We start from the raw sequence: 22,557 nt of genomic DNA, 5'->3' as shown, positions 1-22,557 counted from the left end.
AATGAAATTTACCAAAATGCAGGGTGCCGGCAATGATTATGTCTATGTAAACTGCTTCGAGGAAATGGTCGAGCATCCACAACAGCTGGCAATCCGCCTTTCAAACCGCAACTTCGGCATCGGCTCGGACGGGCTGATCCTGATCATGCCGTCGGATGTTGCCGACGTGCGCATGCGCATGTTCAACTCCGACGGTTCGGAATCGGAAATGTGCGGCAACGGCATCCGCTGTGTCGCCAAGTATGCCTATGACCATGGTATCGTGACCAGGGACGAGATTACGGCCGAGACCGGAGCCGGGAACCTCACGCTGCGCTTGGTTGCCGGCAGTGACGGAAAGATCGAAAAGGTGCGGGTGAACATGGGGGCACCCAGGCTGCCCCGGGGCGAGATCCCGATGACCGGTGACGCCGCCGCCAAAGTGATCGCTGAGCCGCTGACAATCCTGGATCGCACCTTTCAGATCACCTGTGCCTCGATGGGTAATCCCCACTGCGTGATCTTCGTGGAGGATGTAGAAAACTTCCCGGTTGCCACCTATGGACCGCTGATCGAGAACCATGAGTTGTTCCCCCGCAGGACCAACGTGGAATTTGTCCAGGTCTTTTCGCGCAGTGAAGTCCGTCAGCGCACCTGGGAACGGGGGGCAGGCGAAACTCTGGCCTGCGGTACCGGCGCCAGCGCGGTTACGGCGGCCTGCGTTCTGAATGGACTGACTGACAGGAAAATCCTTAACCATCTTTCGGGTGGGGATCTGGAAATGGAGTGGGCCGAGGATGGCAGCATCTACATGACCGGTCCGGCGGTGGAAGTTTTTTCAGGCGAAATCAAGCTGTAAATCCCCCCTGATGAAAGGGGGAGGAACATTCCCATGCTACGCGCCATCAACGCCATAAATATCCTGCTGGGCATTGCGATCATCACCATGTTGGCGTTCATTGCAGCTGAACGGCTGTCCAACCGCCTCGGTACGGTGTTGCCCAAGAAAGCTGCCGGCCCGGCAGCCGGAACGCCTGCGCCGCCGGCTGCCAAAACAGAGGACCTGAGCTTTTATGCTCCTATTCTGTCCAATGGGCTGTTCGGCAAGGCAATGCAGGGGCAGCTTTCGCCGATCGTGGCCACGACGGCTGCGGCACAGGCCGCTCCGGTTACGGCACCGTCGGAACTGTTGTTGCTCGGTACGGCCACCGGCTCCTTCCGTGAGACCTTCGCTCTGGTGCGCCACTCTACCAAACAGGAAGAACGGGTCTTCCGTCTGGGCGATATGGTGTTCGACGCCGGCCGGCTGGCAGAAGTGAAGAAGGATCAGGCCTTCATCGTGATCAACGGTAAGAAGGTGGAACTGCTGACCCCCATGACTCCTCCTTCCGCTGCACCGGCAGGCCAGCCCGCATCACCGGCTCCTTCGGGGGGGGGCGTAACCAGCACCGGGGCCGGAAGTTTTGTCATCGATCAGCGCGCCCTTAATGCTGCCCTGGATAACATCGGCCAGGCCATGACCGATGCCCGGCTGCTTCCCAGCCAGAAGGACGGCAAGGTGGAAGGCTTCCGTGCATCGGAGGTCAAGCCCAACGGAGTTTTTGCCATGATCGGGATCCGTAACGGAGATGTGTTGCTGCGTCTGAACGATTTCCCGATCGACTCGCCTGACAAGGCACTGCAGTCCTTCATGGCACTCAAAGGGCAGAGCAAGCTCAAACTTGATCTGATCCGGGACGGACAACCGGCCACATTTAATTACGATATACGCTAGGAACACTTGTTTCGGGCCGCAGGAGCCGGCAAGGCCTGAATGCCAGGCATGCATGAGGTCCGGCAGTCCGTTTGGTTGCATGATTTTCGATAAAATTACGTGGAGGCGCACCTGTGATACGATACCTGACCCCTGACAAAGGGAGACCGGCGGAATTTCATTCCGCAGGAAGGCCAAACCCGGTATTCCGCTTTCTGGTACGTACCCTCTGCATCCTGCTGCTGGCGGGAACCCTTTTCAGCTTCCCTGCCCAGGCGGCCGGCAAAGGGGTCGTACTCAACTTTAACGAGGTGGATATTTCCACCATGGTAAAGTTCATCAGCGATCTGACCGGCAGGAATTTCGTTCTGGATGACCGGGTCAAGGGCAAGGTTTCCGTTTTTTCTCCTTCCAAGCTCTCCACCGAAGAGGCTTACAACGTCTTTGTTTCCGTTCTGGAGCTGAAAGGATTCACCGTAGTGCAGAGCGGCAAGGTGGCCAAGATCGTGCCGACCGCCGCCGTCAAGCAGTCCGGCTTCACCGTACTGCCCCCCGGCGCCCAGGTGCCGGTCAATGAAAACTACCTGGCACAGGTAATCAAGCTGGACAACATTACCGCCCACGAAGCGCTGACCTTTCTGCAGCCGATGGTATCCAAGGATGGACACATTTCCGCCTTCGGGCCGGGCAACATGCTCCTGATCGTCGATTCGGCCATCAATCTTCGCAAGCTGCATGGTATCCTGCAGACCATCGATACCGAGCGGACCCGCGAAGGGCTCGAAATCATCTTCCTGAAAAATGCCTCCGCCGAAAATGCCGCCACTACCATCCGCCAATGGCTTGCGGGAGCGGAAAGCAGGCCTGCCGGACAGCAGGCTCCGACCGGCACAGCCGGCATCGGCGCCGGCTCCATACTGCCGGACCTGCGCCTGAACGCCTTGTTGGTGTTCGGTAACGACAGTATAAAAAGCGCGGTGCGGGAAATGGTGGCCAAGCTGGATATCGCTCCCCCCGAAGCCAGCAGCAAGGTTAATGTGTATTATCTGGAAAACACCGATGCGACCGAGTTGGCCAAGGTGCTGGACGGCATCGTCAAGGGAATGGCGGTCCCGGCTGCCCCGGGCGCACCAGCAGCACAGGGATCCCCCTTCGAAAGCGGAAAGATCACCATCACTGCCGACAAGGCCACCAACTCGCTGGTCATCATGGCCTCTCCCAACGATTACAACAACCTTCAGCAGGTGATCAAAAAGCTGGATCGTCGCAGCAAGCAGGTCTTCGTACAGGTGATGATCGCCGAGGTTTCGCTGAACAAGTCCCGGGACCTGGGACTGCAGAGCGGGGTGCTCGGCGCCGGGGTTATCAACAAGTACCTGCAAATGGCCGGCATTTATGACCCGCTGGGTACCTTCAGCACGGTTCTGAGCAGCCTCAGCGGCACCACGGCCGGTGGTGTGGTAACCTCCGCGCTCACCAACGCCCTCCAGACGCGTCCGGTAACAGTGACCGCCGTGCTGAAGGCGCTCGATGAAAACGACCTGCTGAATATCCTCTCCACACCTAACCTGCTGACCACCGACAACAAGGAGGCCGAGATAAACGTCGGCGAGAACGTTCCCTTCCAGGGCGCCACCACCCAGAGCACCATCAGCACCGTCACCTCGGTGGACCGCAAGGATGTGGGCATCAATCTCAAGATCAAGCCCCAGATCAGCGAGGGGGACTACATCCGTATGGATCTCAGCCAGGAAATTTCCGCCGTCAAGAACGACCGCGGCCAGGCCATCGACCTGGTACTCACCAAACGCCAGGCCAAGACCAGCGTTGTGGTGAAGGACAATGAAACCATCGTCATCGGCGGTCTGATCCAGGATCGGGAAGAGGAAGTCGTCCAGAAGATTCCGTTCCTGGGGGACATTCCTGCTTTGGGGTGGCTGTTCAAGACCAAGTCCAAGTCCAGGCAGAAGACCAATCTGATGATCCTGCTGACGCCGCACATCGTCAAGGATGCTGCCGATCTGGCCGCGGTTTCTGCCGACCAGCGCGTGTCTTTCGGCGATGCCGCCAAAAAGACCTCACCGGTTGATGTGCAGAGGGAGATCAACGCTCAATGACCGCGCCGATATCCCCGGAAGACCTGCAGGCTGTAGCGAGGCGGCTGGGGATTGCCTGGCAGGCCGAGATTGGCGCCGCCGACGTCGATGACGCCTATCTGGCCAGGGTTCCACTGACCTTTGCCCGCGCCAATGTCGTGTTGCCGCTCAGGGAGAGGGACGGGCATGTCCGGGTTGCCATCGGCAGTCCTGCCACGCTGCTGGCCCTGGATGAGCTGCGCCTGACCCTGGGCAAGCCGGTCGAGGCGGTGCTGGTGCCGACCAGCGTCCTGACCGACGCCATCAACCATGTCTATGCCAGCGCTTCCGGTACGGCCCGCGAAGTTCTGCAGGAACTGGAAGGGGAGGATCTCTCCACTGTAGCGACCGAGTTCAGCGATCCGCGGGACCTGCTGGACCTGGCAGATGAGGCCCCGGTCATCCGCCTGCTGAACTCGATCCTGTCCGAGGCGGTCAAGGAGCGGGCCAGCGATATTCATGTCGAGCCGTACGAGCGCGATCTGATGGTCCGTTTTCGGGTCGACGGACTGATGTATGAGAAACTCTCCCCCCCGAAAATCATTCAGGAGGCGCTGGTTTCCAGGATCAAGATCATGTCGGGGCTCAACATCGCCGAGAAGCGCCTGCCCCAGGACGGCCGCATCAGGGTGCTGGTGGCCGGACGGGACGTTGATATCCGCGTCTCCACCATTCCGACCTTCTATGGTGAACGGGCGGTTCTGCGTCTTCTGGACAAGAAAAAGGGGGTGCTGTCGCTGGCGGATATCGGTTTGGGCGAGGCCGGCGTGGCCACCCTGGAGCGTATGCTGGGCCGTTCCAACGGCATCATTCTCGTCACCGGCCCCACCGGCAGCGGCAAGTCGACCACCCTGTACGCCGCGCTCAGCCGCCTCAATTCCAGCGAAAAAAACATCATCACCATTGAAGATCCGATCGAATATCAGATCAAAGGCATCGGCCAGATCCAGGTCAATCCGCGCATCGAACTGACCTTTGCCAGCGGTTTGCGCTCAATTCTGCGCCAGGACCCGGATATCATCATGGTAGGCGAGATCCGCGACGCCGAAACGGCCGAAATCGCCATCCAGGCCAGTATGACCGGCCACCTGGTGTTATCTACCCTGCACACCAACGATGCGGCAACTGCGGTTACGCGGCTGGTAGACATGGGCATCGAGCCCTTCATGATCGCTTCATCCCTCTCCGCGGTGGTGGCCCAGCGACTGGTGCGGGTGATCTGCCCCCATTGCCGGGAAGAGTATCAGCCGTCCGAACGCTATCCCGGAGTCCGGCTGCCGGAGCGCCTGTACCGCGGGCGTGGCTGCGACAAATGCTTCGGCATGGGGATGGTGGGGCGCACCGCCATCTATGAGATCATGCCGGTGGATCAGGAGATGTGCTCCATGATAATCCGGCGTTCACATTCCGGTGAAATCAAAGAATATGCCATTTCGCGGGGCATGAAGACCTTGCGTGAAGACGGCATGGCCAGGGCCGTGGCTGGCATCACCACCATCGAAGAGGTTTTGCGCGTGACCCAGGAAGATTATGTCGACGTACCGGTATAAGGCATACAATTCCGCCGGTGCAACCGTCTCCGGTCTGATCGAGGCCGAGTCCGAACGGCAGGCGCTGGTACAGCTCAAAGGCAAGGGGTTGTTGCCGCGCGAGGTTCGTGAAGAAGGTGCGACAGATGCTGTTGCAACTTCTTTTTCGTTTCGGCGCGGGATTTCGGTTGCCGACCTCTCGCTCTTCACCCGCCGGCTGGCGACACTGGTGGCTTCTGCCGTGCCGCTGTACGAAGCAATGGGGTCCCTGTACGAACAGGAGGAAAATCCGTCGCTCAAACAGGTGCTTGCCAGAGTGAGTGCCAGGATCGCCGAAGGGGCGTCCCTGTCGCGTGCCCTGGCCGCTGAACCGAAGGTCTTTGGTGAGAGCTATGTCAGTATGGTGGCCGCCGGCGAGGCCGGCGGAGCACTCGAGGCGGTTCTGGAGCGTCTGGCAGATTTTCTGGAAGAACAGGACCAGGTGCGCAGCCGGGTGACCTCGGCCATGTCGTACCCGATCCTGATGGTCATCGTGGGCAGCGGGGTGATGATGTTCTTGCTGACCGTGGTCATCCCCAAGATCGTGGTGATTTTCGAGAACAGCAAGGCGGCTCTGCCGCTGATAACGGTGGTCCTGATCAAGCTCAGCCATTTTCTGCGCGGCTGGTGGTGGATTCCGGTCGGTCTGGCCGTTGCCAGCGTGCCGCTTTACCGCAAGGCAATGCTGCGGGAACACTGGCGCTTCAGGCGCGATACCCTGCTGCTGAAGCTACCCCTGGCCGGAAACATGCAGAAACAGCTCGTACTGTCGCGATTTGCCAGGGTGCTGGGTCTGCTGCTCGCCAGCGGGGTGCCGATCATCCGCGCCCTGGAAATCACTTCGGAAGTGCTGGTCAACCGGGTCTATCGCACCTTCCTGAGGGAGGTGATGGAGGAAGTGGCCCAGGGCGCCAGTCTTTCCGGCAGTCTGCGTAAAAGCTCTCTTTTCCCGCCACTGTTGGTTCACCTCACTGCTGTGGGCGAAAAGGGGGGAACGTTGGAAACGATGCTGATGAAGGCCGGACTCGCCTATGAGCGCGAGTTCAGTGCCCGGCTTACCCGCCTGATGGGGCTGATGGAGCCTCTGCTGGTGCTGGCGATGGGATTGGCAGTCGGCATTGTCGTTGTTGCCGTCCTTCTGCCGATCTTCGAAATGAACCAGCTGATCAAGTAGAGCGACTGTCCCGCCGCACGGGTTCAGGTGTTTTCTCCGCACAGACCTCGCCGTAAGGGAGCGTCCCATGGATTTCACCAAAATCCTGCACAAGTTTACCGTCGTGCCGTCTCTGACCGGCGAACTGGCCGCGCTGCAGCGGATTGCCTACAATTTATGGTGGTGCTGGGAACCGGATGCCATCAATCTGTTCCGGCGCATGGATGCCGATTTGTGGCAGGCAACGCGGCACAACCCGGTCGAGATGCTGGGCATCCTCCAGCAGACAACGCTGGAGGTACTCAAAAACGACGAAGGCTTCATGGCCCACCTGCGCATGGTGGACGAAAAGCTGACGGAATACCTCCAGGCCGGCACCTGGTTCCACAAGAACTGCAACGGCGACTCGCGTATGCAGATAGCCTACTTCTCAATGGAGTTCGGCCTGCATGAGTCGTTGCCGATCTATTCCGGCGGGCTGGGCATTCTGGCCGGCGATCACCTGAAATCAGCCAGCGATCTCGGACTTCCCCTGGTGGGAGTCGGCCTGCTCTACCGTCAGGGCTATTTCCGCCAGTATCTCAACAACGAGGGCTGGCAGCAGGAGATCTACCCCGAGAACGACTTCTACAACCTGCCGCTGGTTCTGGAGCGCGATGAAGCCGGAGTACCGCTTTCCCTGGAGATGGAATTCGGCCCCCGGGCCTTCCGGGTTCATATCTGGCGTGCGCAGGTCGGCCGGGTGCCATTTTACCTGCTTGATACCAACCTCGAGGAAAACAGTCGCGAGGATCGCCTGATTACGGCCCAGCTTTACGGCGGCGACCAGGAGATGCGCATCCTGCAGGAAATTCTGCTGGGTATCGGCGGCATTCGTGCCTTGCGAGCGCTGGGCATCGTTCCCAATGTCTGTCACATGAACGAAGGTCATGCCGCGTTCCTGGCCCTGGAGCGGATCCGTCTGCTGATGGAGCACCAGGGGCTCGAATTCAAGGCAGCCCGGGAAGTTGTCAACGCCGGCAATATCTTTACCACCCACACGCCGGTGGAGGCCGGCATCGACCATTTTCCGGCGGAACTGCTGGAAAAATACTTTGGCCGCTATTACCGGTCCCTTGGTCTGACACGCGATGATTTTCTCGGCCTGGGGCGCCAGAATCCGCACAATGTACTCGAGAATTTCTGCATGGCGGTGCTGGCATTGAGACTGGCCAACCACGCCAATGGCGTCAGCCAGCTGCATGGTGAAGTCTCCCGCAGGATGTGGCGCAACATGTGGCCGGAACTGCCGGAAGAGCAGCAGCCCCTGAATTCGATCACCAACGGTGTTCATACCCGCACCTGGATGTCCAACCAGATGGCAAGTCTGCTGGTGCGGTACCTGGGCACCCGCTGGATTGACGATCCCACCAACCACAGCGTCTGGCGCCGGATCGCCAGAATTCCGGATGCCGAGCTGTGGCGCACCCAGCAGAGTTGCCGCGAGAAGCTGGTGGATTTTGCCCGCAGACGCCTCAAGGAACAGCTGATCAAGGTCGGCGCCACCACCAAGGAAATCTCAACTTCCGAGGAAGTGCTTGACCCGGAGGTGCTGACGATCGGTTTTGCCCGGCGCTTTGCGACCTATAAACGCGGAACGCTGCTGATGCGCGATCTGGACCGCCTCTCCCTGATACTCAACAATCCCGAAAGACCGGTACAGATTATCTTCGCGGGCAAGGCACATCCCCAGGATCAGGAAGGGAAGGAACTGATCCGCCAGATCGTGCAGGTCTCGCATCAGGAACGTTTCCGCCACCGGATCGTGTTTATCGAGGATTACGATATGGAGGTGGCCCGCCATCTTGTGCAGGGGGTCGATGTCTGGCTCAACACCCCGCTGCGTCCGATGGAGGCCAGTGGTACCAGCGGCATGAAGGCGGCCTTCAACGGCGGACTCAACATGAGCGTGCTGGATGGCTGGTGGTGCGAAGGTTACCAGGGCAACAACGGTTGGGCGATCGGCAGGGGGGAGGTATACGAGGATACCGAGTACCAGAACCAGGTGGAAAGCCGTGCAACCTATGACCTGCTGGAAAAGGAAGTCGTGCCCCAGTTTTACGACCGCAGCAGCGATGGGGTACCCAGGGCCTGGGTTTCCATGATGAAGGCCTCCCTGCAGAGCCTGTGTCCGGTATTTTCCACCGATCGGATGGTGCAGGAGTATGCACTGCATGCCTATATCCCCGCCTATCGGCAATGGAGCCGGCTGGTGGCTGACGACATGGCTCTGGCCCTGGATCTGGCCAACTGGAAAGAGCGGGTCTTCACTGCCTGGTTCCAGGTGCGGATCGAACAGGCTGAGGCCGAAAGTTCCGATGCCGTGGCAGTGGGCAGCACTATTCCGGTGCGGGCGAGGATCATGCTCGGCGGCTTGTCGGTGGATGATGTCGCGGTGGAGGGTTATTTCGGTGTGCTGGATTCCACCGGCAATATACAGGGGGGGGAGACGATCGTCCTCGACCATGCCGGTGACCTGGGAGATGGGCTGCATCAGTACGCCGGTGAATTCGAATGCCGCTTCTGCGGCCGCCATGGATTCATGCTGCGGGTCATGCCGCGGCACACGTTGTTGGGAAATATCTACGAGCCGGGCTACCTGGTCTGGGGGTAGGCCGGCTGCGTCTGTTGTCCATCTACGGCGTTGCTCTTCGGTACGCTGCGGTGCGGCGTAGGCTTCATAGTCCATTGTCCCGTTGTAATGTTTCTGAACGTTCATCCTGATCATCACGTCTGCTGCCGAATTAAAAGCAGATGCAGTAACTTGATGGAACTCTCATGGCTTTAACCGCAGATGTCCGGCAGCAGGTCTTCGATCTTCTTTCCCGCGCATCCACACTCTCATTCGTTTCCGCCGATAGTGAGATCGAAGGCGTTCTCGGCCTCAGACCGGGCCAGCCGGTGATGGCCGAGGTGTTGACGACGCTGCCGAACCAGCTCGTTCAGGTGCAGATCGGCAATGAACGCCTCAATCTGGATCTGCCCATGGCGGTGCGCGCCGGGCAGGTCCTGGAAATGACCTATGTGGCCGATACGCCGCGGGCGACATTTGCCATTGCCCGCCCGGCGGACACGGCACCTGCGGTGACCCTTTCGGATGCCTCGCGACTTCTGGGACTGCTTGTCGGCAACGAACAGCTCGACGATCCACAACTGCGCTCATCGCTGCAAAGCGTTGGCGATCTGCTGCGACAAGCGCCGGGAGAGGCCGGCGTGCTGGCCAATCTGATGGACGAAGCTCTCACCTATGGCAGCGTACGGGATGCTGGTATGCCTCGTCCCAGCCTCCTTGACCGTCAGTCCCCGCCTGGTTCGGCCGATGCGTCAGCCCAGCCACCGGGCAATGCCCCTCCGAGCGAGCAATCCCGTCTGGCGCTCTTTGAGGCCAATGCTTCCCAGGTATTGCAGCAGATTGCGCGCAACTCTCGTTTTGTGCTCAGTGAAGCGGTCAACGCACCGGTCGTGCCCCTACCGCTCATGTCGGGCCAGGAGGTGGATGCAGTCGTTCAAGGCAGCCTCCCCGGCGGCCGGACCTTTATCCAGGTGGCCGGCGCCGAACTGGAGCTGGTGTTGCCGCGGGCGGCCAAGCAGGGGGAGATCCTCCGGCTGACCTTTATTTCAGCTGAACCGAAGCCGCTTTTCGCCGTTCCGCGCAGTACACCGGGAAGCACTTCAGGTGAGCTCAGCGAGGCTGGGCGTTGGCTGAGCGCATTGGAACACAGCGACACAGGGGTTTCGGGCCAGCAGATGTATGTACTGGAACGGCTCAATACGGTGCTGAAAAGCCTCCCCGCCGATTCCCCCGCTTTTGCGGCGATCCGGGATGAGGCTGTCACCTACCAGCCGCTTCTCCTGTCCGGGGGAAGATCTGTTTCCGATGAACAGGCAGCAGCGGCCGTTTCAGCGGCCATCACGCCGGGACAGGCATTGCCGCAGCCCGGCAGCGGACTGACGCTCAGCGACGAGATGATCAAGCTGCTCCAGGCCCTGATCAGGGGCAATCGCCTGGCCCTGCTGGAGGCGCTCAATCAGCAGCCCATGAGCGCCGGCCTTGTACCGGGGCAGCAATTCAAGGCGGAAGTGCTGGCAACCCTCGGAGGCGGCCGCTTCATGGTACAGGTGGCCGGACAGGCTTTTGAATTCGTTATGCCGAAGGGGACCAGAACCGGAAGCCTGGCAACGCTGTTTTTCATCACCGACGATCCGCGGCCAACCTTTTTGCTGACGCGCTTCGGAAAGCCGGAAGACTCCCGTGTCAGCGATACCGGCCGATGGTTGAGCGGTTTTCTGGCGGCGACTGCGGAGAAGGCACCTGTCCGGACCACTCTGGGGCTTCTGCGAGCACTAATGGATGCGCCGCCAACCGATGCGCCACTGGTGGGGAAAATGCTCCAGCAGGGGGTGCAGGAGAGCGGCCTGTTCTATGAATCCCATCTGTCGCGCTGGTTTGGCGGAGACTATCCACTGGCGGACATACTGCGGGAACCTCAGGGGCGCCTGTCACACCTCCATCAGCCGGCCGTCATGGGGAACTCTGGCAGTGATCGTCCGGAGGATGCCGAAACGACGGGAACCGCGCCGATGAGGGCGGAGGTAGCGGAGACAATGTTCAGGAAGGCCGGAGCCTTGTCTGAGCGCGATTTCATCGCCGACCGGGGGATGCTGCCGGTTGTGCGCGAGCAGTTGGCAGCCTTGCAGAATGGCCAGGTAGCATTCAGCGGAGAGCTTTTCCCGGGGCAGCCGATGGAGTGGACAGTGCAGGAGCGCGAAGCGAGGCGCAATTCTGACGGCGAGCGGGAGCGTACGTGGGAAACAACGCTACGGCTGGATCTTCCGCACTTGGGCCTCGTCAAGGCGCGCCTGGTGATGGATGGCCATCGCGTCAGCATCGATCTTCGCACCGGTGCTGCAGAGACGGCCGCGAGGCTCGATCGCGCCCGTCCGGAGCTTGCCGAACAGTTGCAGGCGGCCGGGCTTGCGCCGGACGAGATAGGGATCAGGTATGACTCGGACTGAAAGAGAAGAGCGCAAGGCCGCGGCACTCTCCTACAAGCAGGGTTATTACGCTCCGGTGGTAGTCGCCAGAGGAAGCGGCGCCACGGCAGAGGCGATCATTGCCTGTGCCCACGAGGCGGGAGTCTACGTACATGAATCGCCTGAACTGGTCAACCTGTTGATGCAGGTCGATGCCGATCAGTTTATTCCGCCCGAGCTCTACCGGGCTGTGGCGGAACTGCTGGTGTGGCTGTATCGGATGGAACGCGAAGACAATTAAAAACCATGATTTACGGAGGGGGTTAGATGCAGATCAAATTCGGTACCGACGGCTGGCGGGGGGTAATTGCCCGTGAATTTACCTTCGACAACCTGTCCCTTGTGGCCCAGGCAACCATGGACTATCTCAACCGGGACGGCCTGGGGGACAGAGGGCTGGTTATCGGATACGACCGGCGTTTCCTGTCGCGCGACTTTGCGTGCCGGGTGGCTGAAATTGCAGTCGGCAACGGTATCCGGGTGCATATGAGCGACAGCTATGCCCCGACTCCGGCCATTTCATGGGCTGTCAAATCCTTGAACGCCGGCGCCGGCGTGATGATTACCGCCAGCCACAATCCGCCGGAATATAACGGATTCAAAGTCAAGGAATCGTTCGGCGGATCGGCCCGTCCTGCGACAACCGCCATTCTCGAAGAAATAGTCGCCTTCAACGTGGCCAATGAACGGCGAGTGGTGCATTGCCCCTTTGAAGAGGCCCAGCGCAAGGGGATGGTGGAGCTGTTCGATCCCTGTGAAGGTTATTTCCGCCAGATCGGACGCTACGTCGATCTGGATCTGATTGCCACGTCCGGCATTGCGGTGGCGGTAGACCCCATGTACGGTGCAGGCAGCGGATTCATCCCGCGGTTGCTGCATGGGGTGACGGAGATTCATAACGAGCATAATCCCTCATTTGGCGGACAGCCCCCCGAACCGATCGAGGAACACCTGAAAGAACTCTCCGCTCTGGTGGCAAGCGGCAAGTACCGGGTAGGGCTGGCGCTGGATGGCGATGCGGACCGGATTGGGGCGGTGGACGAGCATGGTGCCTTTTTCTCGTCGCACTGCATCTTTACTGTCATTTTGCGGCATCTGATTGAGCGGAAACAGTTGCGGGGGGGAGTGGTCAAGACCGTTTCAACCACCAGAATGATCGATCTGCTGGCAGAGAAGTACGGCCTGCCCCTGCACGAGACGCCGATCGGTTTCAAGCATATCTGTGAGCTGATGCTGACCGAGGATATCCTGATGGGTGGCGAGGAATCGGGCGGTCTGGGCGTCAAGGGTCATATTCCCGAGCGGGATGGCATCCTGCTTGGATTGCTGCTTCTGGAGGCAATGGCGACCAGCGGCAAGGGGTTACGTCAAATGCTTGACGAGACAATGGATGAGATCGGTCATTTCCACTATCGCCGAATTGACCGGAAAATTGACAGTTCCGAAAAGGAGCGGCTGATTGCGCGGTTGAAGCTGCAGCCCCCCGCGGATTTCGATGGCCGCGAGGTGGTCTCGTTCAATTTCAGCGACGGGTTCAAGTTCATTTTCGAAAATGGCGACTGGCTTCTGATCCGCCCTTCAGGCACGGAACCGGTGTTGCGGCTGTACAGCGAGGCCAGTGCGCCGGAGCAGGTCGACAGGCTGCTCCGGGCAGCCGGGATGCTGGCAGGTATATGAAGGTATGAATCGTGCAATGCTTTTTGCGGTCGGGTTGTCGCAGTGTGGTGCGCTAACCCACCGTCAGTAAAAAAAGGGTGAACTTTCTGGTTTTTTATGATAGTAATCGCCAATTCGGCGGGGTTTATCTGCCCTTGCTCGTTATATAGAACAGGAGGATTTTGATATGGCAAACATTCTCATCGTTGATGATTCATCCACCATGCGGAAAATTATTTCACGGTCGCTCAGGCAGGCAGGATTGCCGGTTGACGAGGTTTTCGAAGCTGGCGACGGGATCGAGGGTCTGAGTGTGCTCGGCTCCGGCAAAAAGATCGATCTGATCCTTTCCGATATCAACATGCCCAACATGGACGGCCTGGAATTCATCAAAGCGGTTCGCGCCAACGGCGGTACGGTTCCGATCGTGATGATCACGACCGAAGGGGGCGAGGAAATAATCAAGGAAGCCATGAGCAGCGGCGCCAGTGACAGCATCAAGAAACCTTTTACACCGGACCAGCTTCAGGAGAAGCTGGGGGGGCTCCTATGAGCTTGAATGCGGTCATCTCCAGTTCCACCAAGTTCAGCGAGGAACAGTTGGCCAAATATATCACCGATGCCACTCGTGAAGTGTTTTCCACGATGGTGATGATGGAACCGACCGACGACTACCCGCTCAAGGAACCGGTGCATCGTTTCAAGTGCAGCATCACCGGCATGGTCGGATTTGCCGGCATTTATTCGGGAGTGATCTCGATCCATTGCCCGGTCAGTCTGGCTCTCAAAATCACCTCCAGCATGCTCGGAATGGATTGCGAAGAGGTTAACGAGGACCTGAGCGATGCCATCGGGGAGATAGCCAATATGCTGGGCGGGGGTGTCAAACAGGTGCTCTCCAAAGGGGGGCTTGATGTCAAGCTTTCCATCCCCACCGTAATCTCGGGTGAGGAATATACAGTGAATTCGCTCTCCGATATCGACTGTGTCATCATACCGTTTGTAATCGATGACGACAAATTCCTGGTCGGACTGACCCTCAAAAAGGAAGACTAACCCCTCTCTGCCGCTTTAAGCGCAGAAATCCGAAAACCGAAAGTCGTCCCTGATGGATGGTTATACAATATTACATGAGATGCTGGGGTCTGCCCTCAAGCAGGCTGGCGAAGAGAGTGGTATGCTGCTCGGGCAGGACCTTGCCATCTCTTTGTCTGATTCACTCAAAACCAGCAAAACCGCCTTTTTTGGAGATCTCGAAGATGCCTGCTTCGTTCTGGGGGTTGATTCGCGCGAGTTCTACCAAGGGCAGTTCTATCTCGTATTTTCACTGCGCGACGCAATAGTGCTGAGCAGTATCCTGCTGGGCATCCCCCCTGCCAGGATCCAGGAGAAGAAGCGGCTGGCGATCATTGAAAACGACGATATCGATGCGTTTTCGGAAATCGCCAACATGATCAACGGTTCGTTCAACACCGTTTTTCAGGGGACGCTGCCGAACAAAGTCCACCTGAAACTGCTCGCCGCGAAGAAGTTTATCCCGGAGATAGACCAGCTGTCAGATGAGGAGCCGCTCCCGGTAGGGGAGTACCTCATGTTCCGCTCCAAGCTGGAAATGGACGGCCAGGAACTGAACCACCTCGACGTTTTGATCCCTGTACCGTTGGCGGATCAGTTCGATCCTCCTGCAGTTGTGGCCGAGGAAGAGGAAGCGCCGCAAGAGGAACAGCAGGAGCCTCTGCAGGATGATGCGGAATCCGAGGGTAATCCGGCTGCAGGCGAGGTGAAAGCGGTTGTTTCCGGTGCCTCCGTCCCGGGCCAGGAAGGTGTCAACAGCATCGTGCTGCTGCTGGATGACGAGGAAGAGCGACGCTCGATGGCGAATGTCGTTGCGTCTACTGGGTTTCAGGTGGTCGAGGGGACTCTGGATGACGATATCAGGGAGCTGTTCACCGGCTGCAAGGTTCAGTTGGTCATCATCGGATCTCGGGACGCCGATGAGCGCGAGCTGGCGGTCTGCATCAAGGTTAATGCGATACGGCAGGATGCGCCGCCGCCCGTCATCATGAGCGCCCAGCGCTGGACCCGCACGGCCGTGTTGAAGGCTCTGAAATATGGAGCCAGGGACATAATGATGACGCCGTGCGGCCCCGAAGAGCTGGCGGCAAAGGTGAAACGGTATTGCAAGCAGTCAGACTGACACGCTTCTTTTGTTCCTCGGGAGATGGCGATCTGCCACATGCCTCGGCACCGCTCATCCTGGAAGTCCGTATGATCCCTCCTCGGTTACTGATGGTGCTGTTAGCATGTATTTCCGCGCTGCTGGCGATACCACTGGAGGCTTCGGCCCATAACCGGCTCTACCGCGTCGAGATCAGGCCAAGGAAAGATTTTACACGAATCGCCATCAATCTGGAGAGCCCACCCAAGTATACTCTTGCCACGCTGGCCGGCAATCGTGTGCGGTTGGTTTTGACCGATACCGGCGGCCCCCTTTTCAAGAAGTTCCGACGCTATTCCGATGCGCGTATCGGCGGCCTGGATTTCCGGCGCCGCGGGCAGGATCTGCTGATCACCTTCCAGGTCGCTCCCGGCAGCGGGTGGCGCGATATCAGCCTCGACGGCGTGAACGCCCTGAATCTGGATGTGGGCAAGGCATTTGCCCTCCCCCCCCTTCACCCTGTTACGGCTGGGCGTGAAAAAATATGGAGCGGCAGCGAAAAGCTCGTCCGCGATTTCGATCCTCCGTTAAAACCGGAAATTCCCTTTCTCCCTACTGATCAGCAGGTTCTCAAGAGCCTTCTCACCGAGAGCGATATGCAGGCCTTCATGGATGCAGAAGGATCTCTCTATAAGGGGCGATTGTCGGAGGCGGAAGAAATTTTTGTCCACTTCGCCGCCCAGCAGGCTCCGATCAAATCATTGGCGCTGTACCGGCTTGGCGAAACGTACTACAAACTGCAAAAATACCCTCAGGCATTGGAAGCATTCCGCGAGGCAGAGCGGTGGTGGCCTGCCTTTCTCAACCACAACCCGGGAGTTACATTTTATTACGGCGACAGCATCGCCCGGGGCGGTGATCTGACTGCGGCCCGTAGCCTCCTGTCCGGCCTGATATCCAGGCTGGCAGACAAAAAATTCGCACCGGTACTGCTGGTGCGTCTGGCAGATATTTTGGTCAGGCAGGGGCATGAACAGGAGGCGCTGGGCATCTACCGTACGGTAGCGGATAGTTTCGCGGGTAACAAGGCGCACCTGATGGCGCTTCTCCGGCTGCGCGACCGTGATTTCTTCCGGATGACCTCATGGAGTTACCATCTCCTGGGGGATGCATATCTGGACATCTCCCGGCAAAGCGGGGATGTGGACCTGCGTGAGGAAGCCTTTTTCAAATATGTGCTGTTGGAATCCCTTCATGGCGAATCTGCCGAGGCGCTCCGCCAGGTGATGGAATTTCAGAAGCGTTTTCCGCGGGGTATCTACGCCACAGTGTGCCGTACCATGCGCGAGGTGCTGGTTGCTCAGGTGTACCGTGAAATGTGGGGGGCGCTTCCTGCCGCTTCTGTCGAAAGCGGGACTTCACAGGCCAACCTGATCCGTTTCGTGGAGGAGCATAACGACTACCTTGCCGGCTGTATCGAGCAACCGGGGTTTATGGCGAATGTGGTACAGGCTTACGAAGGCGCTGGCCGCCCCATCGAACTGATCAAGCTGTTCGATTCACTGCTTCAGCGGCAGTGGGCTGCGGCGGAAGCGCCCTTCATGCATGAAGTGATTGCGGATAATGCCGAACTGTTGGGCGACAGTGTCATGGCCGAAAAGATGCGGCGCGCCTTCCTGCGCAAGTTCCCCACCCATGCCCATGCCAGGATGGTAATGGAACAGCTGGGAGGGCTGTATTTCGGGCAGTCGAAATACCAGGCGGTCAGCGATACCCTCTTGTGGCTTCTCAACAAAGGGGAGCGGGCGTCCTTGCCGGAAAGCTATTATTATCTGGGCCGATCGCTGTGGACGCTGCGTCAGCCAGCCCAGTCCATTCGCGCAATGGATCTCTATCTGGCTGCGGAAACCAGGCAGGAGGGGGCGCGCTCGTCGCAATTGCTGCCGGATGCCTATCTGGTCGCCGCCTCGGCCCGCGAAGCGACCGGCGATCGCAAGGGGGCGCTGCGACTTCTCGAAACAGGACTCAAGTTGCCGTCCAACGAGCGCCGCGATGAATTGCTCTATAAGGCTGGCGAACTGAATCTGGGCGGAGGAAAGAGACAGGTCGCCAGGGGATATTTTGAGCAAGTTGCGCAAAAAGGGAGCGATCCCGACTGGAAAAGGCTCGCCCAACAGGCTGTTCAATCTCTTGACACAAACACCGGAGCGAGTGCTCCCCGCTAGACCCGAATAATTCCACCTGTCATAAAACCGTCCCTGTCAAAATGCCGACAGCAGTTTTCCCGCGTCATGTGACCTGTGCATTGTTGCTGGACATGTGAAGCCCATGAATTGAACCATTGCACCCTGTTAGGCTGTGCGTGGTATATAAATTGCAAAAAGTCAACCGCATGAAGGAGGTAGGTATGTCGGTAGACAGTCTTTTCGGTACGACCATACAGGTTCTGAGCAAAGGAATTGATCTGCGTGCCAAGAACCAGAACCTGATCTCATCGAACATTGCCAATGCTGAGACGCCGAATTACGTGCCCAAAGCACTTTCGTTCGAGTCAGAGCTGCAAGGCGCACTGAAGAGCGGCGCAAAGGGGGCACGTACACCGGCCCACAGCCGTCATATACCGTTGAAAACCGCTGCCAGCAGTATTCAGGCAGTAACTGGCAGAATTGTGGAGACGCCGGCTAAGACTCCGGGCAAGGATGGTAATGCAGTGGAGCTCGAAAATGAAATGAGCAAGATGGCGGAGAACCAGATCATGTACAATGCTTCCGTGCAACTTTTATCGCAAAAGTTCAACGGATTGCGGAATGCACTGAAAGAGAGTAAATAATGGATTTCTTCACCTCGATGAACGTTAGCTCTTCGGCATTGTCAGCCGAACGTACGAGAATGAATCTCATTTCCAGCAATCTTGCCAATGCTGGTGCTACCCGGACCCCTGAAGGGGGACCGTACAAGCGCAAGGATGCCGTATTTGCAGCCACTCCGGTTGCGGACCGTTTTGCCAGGGCTTTGGATGGCGCTGCCGGCAAGGAGCTTCACCAGGTGGAGGTCATGCAGGTGATCGAGGACCAGAATCCGCCGCGCATGCAGTATGATCCCACTCATCCGGATGCAAATCCGGAAGGGTATGTGGCTTTGCCCAATGTCAATGTGGTCGAAGAGATGGCTGACATGATCAGCGCGACGAGGGCTTATGAGGCAAATGTGACGGCAGTACAGGCGGCCAAGAGTATGGCCCTCAAAACGCTCGATATAGGCAAATAATCTGATTGTCCGGTAAGACGGCAGGGTTCAGTACGGGAGCTTCTGAAATGGATATAAAGGGTATTGAAAGTGGATTCGGCATCAACAAGGCATTCTCTTCTGCCGGCAGCGCTTCGTCATCGTCACCGGTGGAAGGCGCCGGTAAATTCTTCAGCGAACTGGTTTCAAAGGTGAATGATCTCCAGACTCAATCCGACCAGGCGATTCAAGGGCTTGCCAGCGGCGAGAACAAGAATCTTCACGAAGTGATGATCTCGATGGAGAAGGCCAGTGTTTCCTTCCTTTTCATGTCTCAGGTGCGCAACAAGGCCATTGAGGCCTACCAGGAAGTCATGCGCATGCAGGTTTAAAACCGGCTGGTTTTTTGTCGCAAGGTTTCGAACATGAAAACAACACGTGGAAAGGATTGACCGGTCGCGCATGCCAGAGGGATTACAAAGACTCATCGAGCCATTTACAGCGCTCTCACCGGGCAAGCGCATGCTGGTTGCAGGCGTGGCACTCCTGTCGGTAGCTGCTTTCGCACTGCTCATCTTTATCGCCAACCGGACAGACTATAAGCCGCTGTTTACCAATCTCTCCAGCGAGGATGCGGGCGAGATTGTCAAAAAAATGAAGGATACGAAGACTCCGTACCAGATAACAGCCGACGGCAAAGGTATTCTGGTCCCGGCCGACAAGGTATACGAGTTGCGCCTTTCCCTCGCTTCCGAAGGATTGCCGCAAGGGGGGGGGATCGGATTCGAAATTTTTGACCGTAAAAACTTCGGGATGACGGAGTTCGTCCAGAAGCTGAACTATCAGCGGGCTCTCCAGGGAGAACTCTCCCGCACCATTTCCCAGATAAGCGGCGTCGAACAGGCCCGTATACACCTCGTAATTCCCGAAAAGACCCTTTTCAAGGAAAATGAAAAACCGGCGACCGCATCGATCGTCCTGAAAATGAAGGGCAATCGTTCTTTGCGCGATAGCGAGGTGCAAGGCATCGTGCATCTGGTTTCGTCGTCCATCGAGGGGATGGATCCGGAACACGTCACGATTCTCGACGGCCGCGGCAAGATCCTGAGCAAGGGTAACGGCACCTCTGATGTCACCTCCAAGGCAACCACCGCCATGCAGGAAACACAGCGCGGCTACGAGAAGAGCACGGAGGAACGCCTTCAGTCGCTGCTGGACCGGATTGTCGGATCGGGCAAGTCTGTTGCACGCGTATCTGCCACCTTCGATTTCAAGCAGGTCGAGCGGGTTGAGGAAAAATTCGATCCGGAGAGCATCGCTGTCCGGAGTGAGCAACGTACAGAGGAAAAAGGGGCATCGACTACCACCAATGCCGGTGTGCCCGGCGTCCAGACCAATCTCGGCCGCGCACCGGGGGCAGCCAGCTCCACCGGAGGCGGTTCCAAAAACGACGAGACTTTGAATTATGAGGTCAGCCGTTCCACGGCTAAAATCATTGAACCGGTGGGCGCTCTCAGCAAGATTTCGGTAGCCGTGCTGGTGGACGGCAAGTATGAAGTGCCGGCAGCGGTCAAGGAAGGGGCGACGGCCAAGCCCAAGTACATTCCCCGTTCCCCTGACGAACTGCAGAAGATCGAAGCTCTGGTCAAAAGTGCGGTGGGATTCAATGCTGAACGGGGTGACCAACTGACCGTCCAGAACGTGCCTTTCCAGGATACCGGCGATGCCGGCGTTGCAGAAACGCCGAAGTGGTGGACCTCTCCGTTCTTCATGTCGCTGATGAAGAACCTGTTGATAGGCCTCGGATTCCTTGCGCTGATTCTTTTCGTAATCCGCCCGCTCCTGGCATCCTTGAGGGTGGTGCGCCCGCCTGTGCTGGAATCGTTCGAGGCGGTGCATGACGGCGTGGAAAAATTGTCATCGGCAGAGCGCGCTCAGATTGCGATGCAGATGGCAGAGCAGCACAACATGATCGAGATGGCCAAGAAGGACCCCTACCAGGTCGCGCAAGTGCTTCAGAACTGGATGGGAGAGGATAAGTAATACCAACCGCCTTGCAGGATCTTCTCTTCAATTTCTACTATCGGATCTGTAACTTATGGCATCTACTTTGACAGGCGCTGACAAGGCAGCCATCCTGCTGCTCTACCTGGGTAACGAGGTTACCGGCAAGGTGTTCGAGCACATGGATGATGATGAAATCAAGAAAATAAGCAAAAGCATGGCCAAGCTTGGTCATATTTCCCGTTCCACGATTATGGAAGTGGTCGAGGACTTCGCCTCGGTCACGAATCCTGAATCCGGCATTTTTTCACAGGGCGAAGAATTCGTCCGCAAGATACTGGAAAAGGCACTCGGGCCGGCCAAGGCCGACATGCTGATGGAAGAGCTGCAGGCCTCGAGTTACGGCGATCTGGTCGATATCCTCGCCAACATGGATTCGAAAAGCATTGCCAATTTCCTGTGCCAGGAGCATCCGCAAACCATTGCCGTGATCCTTGCCAAGCTCAAATCCAAGCAGACCAGTGAGATTATCAGCCTGCTGCCCCATGAACTGCAGGCCGAAGTGGTGCTGCGCATTGCCGATGTCGAGCAGGTTTCGCCCGAGATTCTGCATGAAATCGACGAGGTGATGAAAAAAGAGATCAAATCAATGGGGGGCACCCAGCGTTACAAGGTGGGGGGGATCGAGAAGGTTGTCGATATGTTCAATCATTTCGACCGCAGCAAGGAGAAGCAGATCCTTGACAAGCTGGATGTGTTGAGTCCACCGCTGTCTGAGATCATCCGCAAGCACCTGTTTACGTTCGAAGATGTCTTCCAGCTCGATGACCGCAGCATCCAGTCCATCATGCGCGAGGTAAGCAACGATACCCTGACCCTGGCCATGAAAACCTCCACGGACGAGGTCAAGGAAAAGATTTTCAGGAATATTTCGAGTCGCGCCGCCGAGATGATCAAGGAGGACCTCGAAGTGATGGGGCCGGTGCGCCTTTCGGATGTGGAGAAGGCACAAGGAGAAATCATCAAGGTCGTACGCAAGATGGAAGAGGAGGGCAAGGTCGTCCTGGCCGGTCGCGGTGGAGACGATGTCCTCGTCTAGAATCATCAAATCGGTGACGCAGGATCCCTCTGCCGTGGTGGATGTGGTTTTCAGACCTATAGCCCAGGCTGTTGCTGCTGCCAGTGGTCAGATCACGGACGAAGCCACGGCGGGCTTCGTTCCCATGGGGCTGTTTGACACATCCGAGCTGCATCAGGCCGCTGATAATCTCCTGGAGGAGCATGAGCCGGCTGTTGAGCCCGAGGGCATTTTCCTGACCGAGGAAGATTTGCAGCACAGGCTTCACGAGTCATTTCAGAATGGAGTGCTGGAAGGCAAGAATCTGGCCGAGCGTGGACTATTGAACGTGTTCAGGGCGCTGCGGTCGGCCGCAGAGGCTGTACAGGATCTGCGCGAAAAGGTCATGCGCGAATCCGAGGACGAGTTGGTCGAATTGGTCATGATGGTGGCACGCAAAGTGATCCTGAGGGAGGTGGCCCAGGATCGGGGAATTATGTTCAACATGGTTCAGGCTGGAATCGGGGCTCTTTCCGATCGTGATGAACTCACCATCCGCCTGAATCCGGATGACTATACCGTGGTGACAACCGATCATGAGGACCATTTCAGGAAAGAGCTGATTACTGACAGGATGCGTATCAAACCTGATCCCACCATATTGGTGGGCGGGTGCCAGATCGATTCGGAGTTGGGCACCCTTGATGCCAGCATAGATGCTCAATTGGAAGAGATATACCGGCATCTGCTGGAAGAACGCAACCTTTCGGCAGGTGCTGGCGCGTAGACGCCAGGA

At 57.9% G+C, this 22,557-nt stretch carries 19 protein-coding genes; all 19 read left to right on the top strand.

Features of this window, described 5'->3' with window-relative positions:
• Position 1 precedes the first annotated feature (1 nt).
• The 19 genes from dapF (at position 2) to GSVR_RS20540 (ending at position 22,548) form a co-directional block, all read left to right on the top strand.
• Complete coding sequence (dapF, locus tag GSVR_RS20630) at positions 2-838, top strand: diaminopimelate epimerase (protein WP_173195795.1); 837 nt, start codon at positions 2-4, stop codon at positions 836-838.
• Positions 839-871: 33 nt separating this feature from the next.
• Positions 872-1,753: a type II secretion system protein GspC gene (gspC, locus tag GSVR_RS20625; protein ID WP_173195794.1), complete on the top strand. Its 882-nt coding sequence runs from the start codon at positions 872-874 to the stop codon at positions 1,751-1,753.
• Positions 1,754-1,866: 113 nt separating this feature from the next.
• A complete protein-coding gene (gene gspD, locus GSVR_RS20620; RefSeq protein WP_239077400.1) occupies positions 1,867-3,849 on the top strand; it encodes a type II secretion system secretin GspD in 1,983 nt (660 codons plus the stop codon).
• The gene (gene gspE / locus GSVR_RS20615; RefSeq protein ID WP_173195792.1) at positions 3,846-5,417 is read left to right on the top strand and encodes a type II secretion system ATPase GspE; all 1,572 of its coding nucleotides are present in this window, start codon (positions 3,846-3,848) and stop codon (positions 5,415-5,417) included. The genes gspD and gspE overlap by 4 nt, the downstream gene beginning before the upstream one ends.
• Positions 5,398-6,609 (top strand): type II secretion system inner membrane protein GspF, encoded by a 1,212-nt coding sequence (gene gspF, locus GSVR_RS20610; RefSeq protein ID WP_173195790.1) that lies wholly within the window; start codon positions 5,398-5,400, stop codon positions 6,607-6,609. Before gspE ends, gspF begins: the two co-directional genes overlap by 20 nt.
• Positions 6,610-6,676: 67 nt before the next feature.
• Positions 6,677-9,241, top strand: a complete 2,565-nt coding sequence (locus GSVR_RS20605) for a glycosyltransferase family 1 protein (RefSeq protein WP_173195788.1) — start codon at positions 6,677-6,679, stop codon at positions 9,239-9,241.
• A 164-nt stretch (positions 9,242-9,405) separates the two neighbouring features.
• Entirely contained in the window at positions 9,406-11,643 is a 2,238-nt protein-coding gene (locus GSVR_RS20600; protein WP_173195786.1) for a flagellar hook-length control protein FliK, read from the top strand.
• Positions 11,630-11,902 carry an EscU/YscU/HrcU family type III secretion system export apparatus switch protein gene (locus tag GSVR_RS20595; RefSeq protein WP_173195784.1) on the top strand — a complete coding sequence of 91 codons (273 nt, stop codon included), beginning with the start codon at positions 11,630-11,632 and terminating at the stop codon, positions 11,900-11,902. The genes GSVR_RS20600 and GSVR_RS20595 overlap by 14 nt, the downstream gene beginning before the upstream one ends.
• Positions 11,903-11,928: 26 nt before the next feature.
• Complete coding sequence (locus GSVR_RS20590; protein ID WP_173195782.1) at positions 11,929-13,338, top strand: phosphoglucomutase/phosphomannomutase family protein; 1,410 nt, start codon at positions 11,929-11,931, stop codon at positions 13,336-13,338.
• 166 nt (positions 13,339-13,504) lie between these two features.
• Positions 13,505-13,870 (top strand): response regulator, encoded by a 366-nt coding sequence (locus GSVR_RS20585; RefSeq protein ID WP_173195780.1) that lies wholly within the window; start codon positions 13,505-13,507, stop codon positions 13,868-13,870.
• Positions 13,867-14,373 (top strand): chemotaxis protein CheX, encoded by a 507-nt coding sequence (locus GSVR_RS20580; protein ID WP_173195778.1) that lies wholly within the window; start codon positions 13,867-13,869, stop codon positions 14,371-14,373. The genes GSVR_RS20585 and GSVR_RS20580 overlap by 4 nt, the downstream gene beginning before the upstream one ends.
• Before the next feature lie 121 nt (positions 14,374-14,494).
• On the top strand, positions 14,495-15,514 hold the full coding sequence (locus GSVR_RS20575; RefSeq protein ID WP_239077399.1) for a response regulator: 1,020 nt from the start codon (positions 14,495-14,497) through the stop codon (positions 15,512-15,514).
• Positions 15,515-15,585: 71 nt separating this feature from the next.
• On the top strand, positions 15,586-17,700 hold the full coding sequence (locus GSVR_RS20570; protein ID WP_173195774.1) for a tetratricopeptide repeat protein: 2,115 nt from the start codon (positions 15,586-15,588) through the stop codon (positions 17,698-17,700).
• Positions 17,701-17,882: 182 nt separating this feature from the next.
• Entirely contained in the window at positions 17,883-18,305 is a 423-nt protein-coding gene (gene flgB, locus GSVR_RS20565; protein WP_173195773.1) for a flagellar basal body rod protein FlgB, read from the top strand.
• Entirely contained in the window at positions 18,305-18,742 is a 438-nt protein-coding gene (flgC, locus tag GSVR_RS20560; RefSeq protein ID WP_173195771.1) for a flagellar basal body rod protein FlgC, read from the top strand. The genes flgB and flgC overlap by 1 nt, the downstream gene beginning before the upstream one ends.
• A gap of 47 nt (positions 18,743-18,789) precedes the next feature.
• Entirely contained in the window at positions 18,790-19,092 is a 303-nt protein-coding gene (gene fliE / locus GSVR_RS20555; protein ID WP_173195769.1) for a flagellar hook-basal body complex protein FliE, read from the top strand.
• 70 nt (positions 19,093-19,162) lie between these two features.
• On the top strand, positions 19,163-20,743 hold the full coding sequence (gene fliF / locus GSVR_RS20550) for a flagellar basal-body MS-ring/collar protein FliF (protein ID WP_173195942.1): 1,581 nt from the start codon (positions 19,163-19,165) through the stop codon (positions 20,741-20,743).
• Between the two features lie 67 nt (positions 20,744-20,810).
• Positions 20,811-21,803 (top strand): flagellar motor switch protein FliG, encoded by a 993-nt coding sequence (gene fliG, locus GSVR_RS20545; protein ID WP_173195940.1) that lies wholly within the window; start codon positions 20,811-20,813, stop codon positions 21,801-21,803.
• Positions 21,790-22,548, top strand: coding sequence for a FliH/SctL family protein (locus GSVR_RS20540; protein ID WP_173195767.1), 759 nt, complete (start codon positions 21,790-21,792; stop codon positions 22,546-22,548). The genes fliG and GSVR_RS20540 overlap by 14 nt, the downstream gene beginning before the upstream one ends.
• Positions 22,549-22,557: the final 9 nt, after the last annotated feature.

This window comes from Geobacter sp. SVR (assembly GCF_016865365.1).
Taxonomy (GTDB): Bacteria; Desulfobacterota; Desulfuromonadia; order Geobacterales; family Pseudopelobacteraceae; genus Pelotalea.
This window is presented reverse-complemented; position numbering and strand designations above follow the sequence as displayed.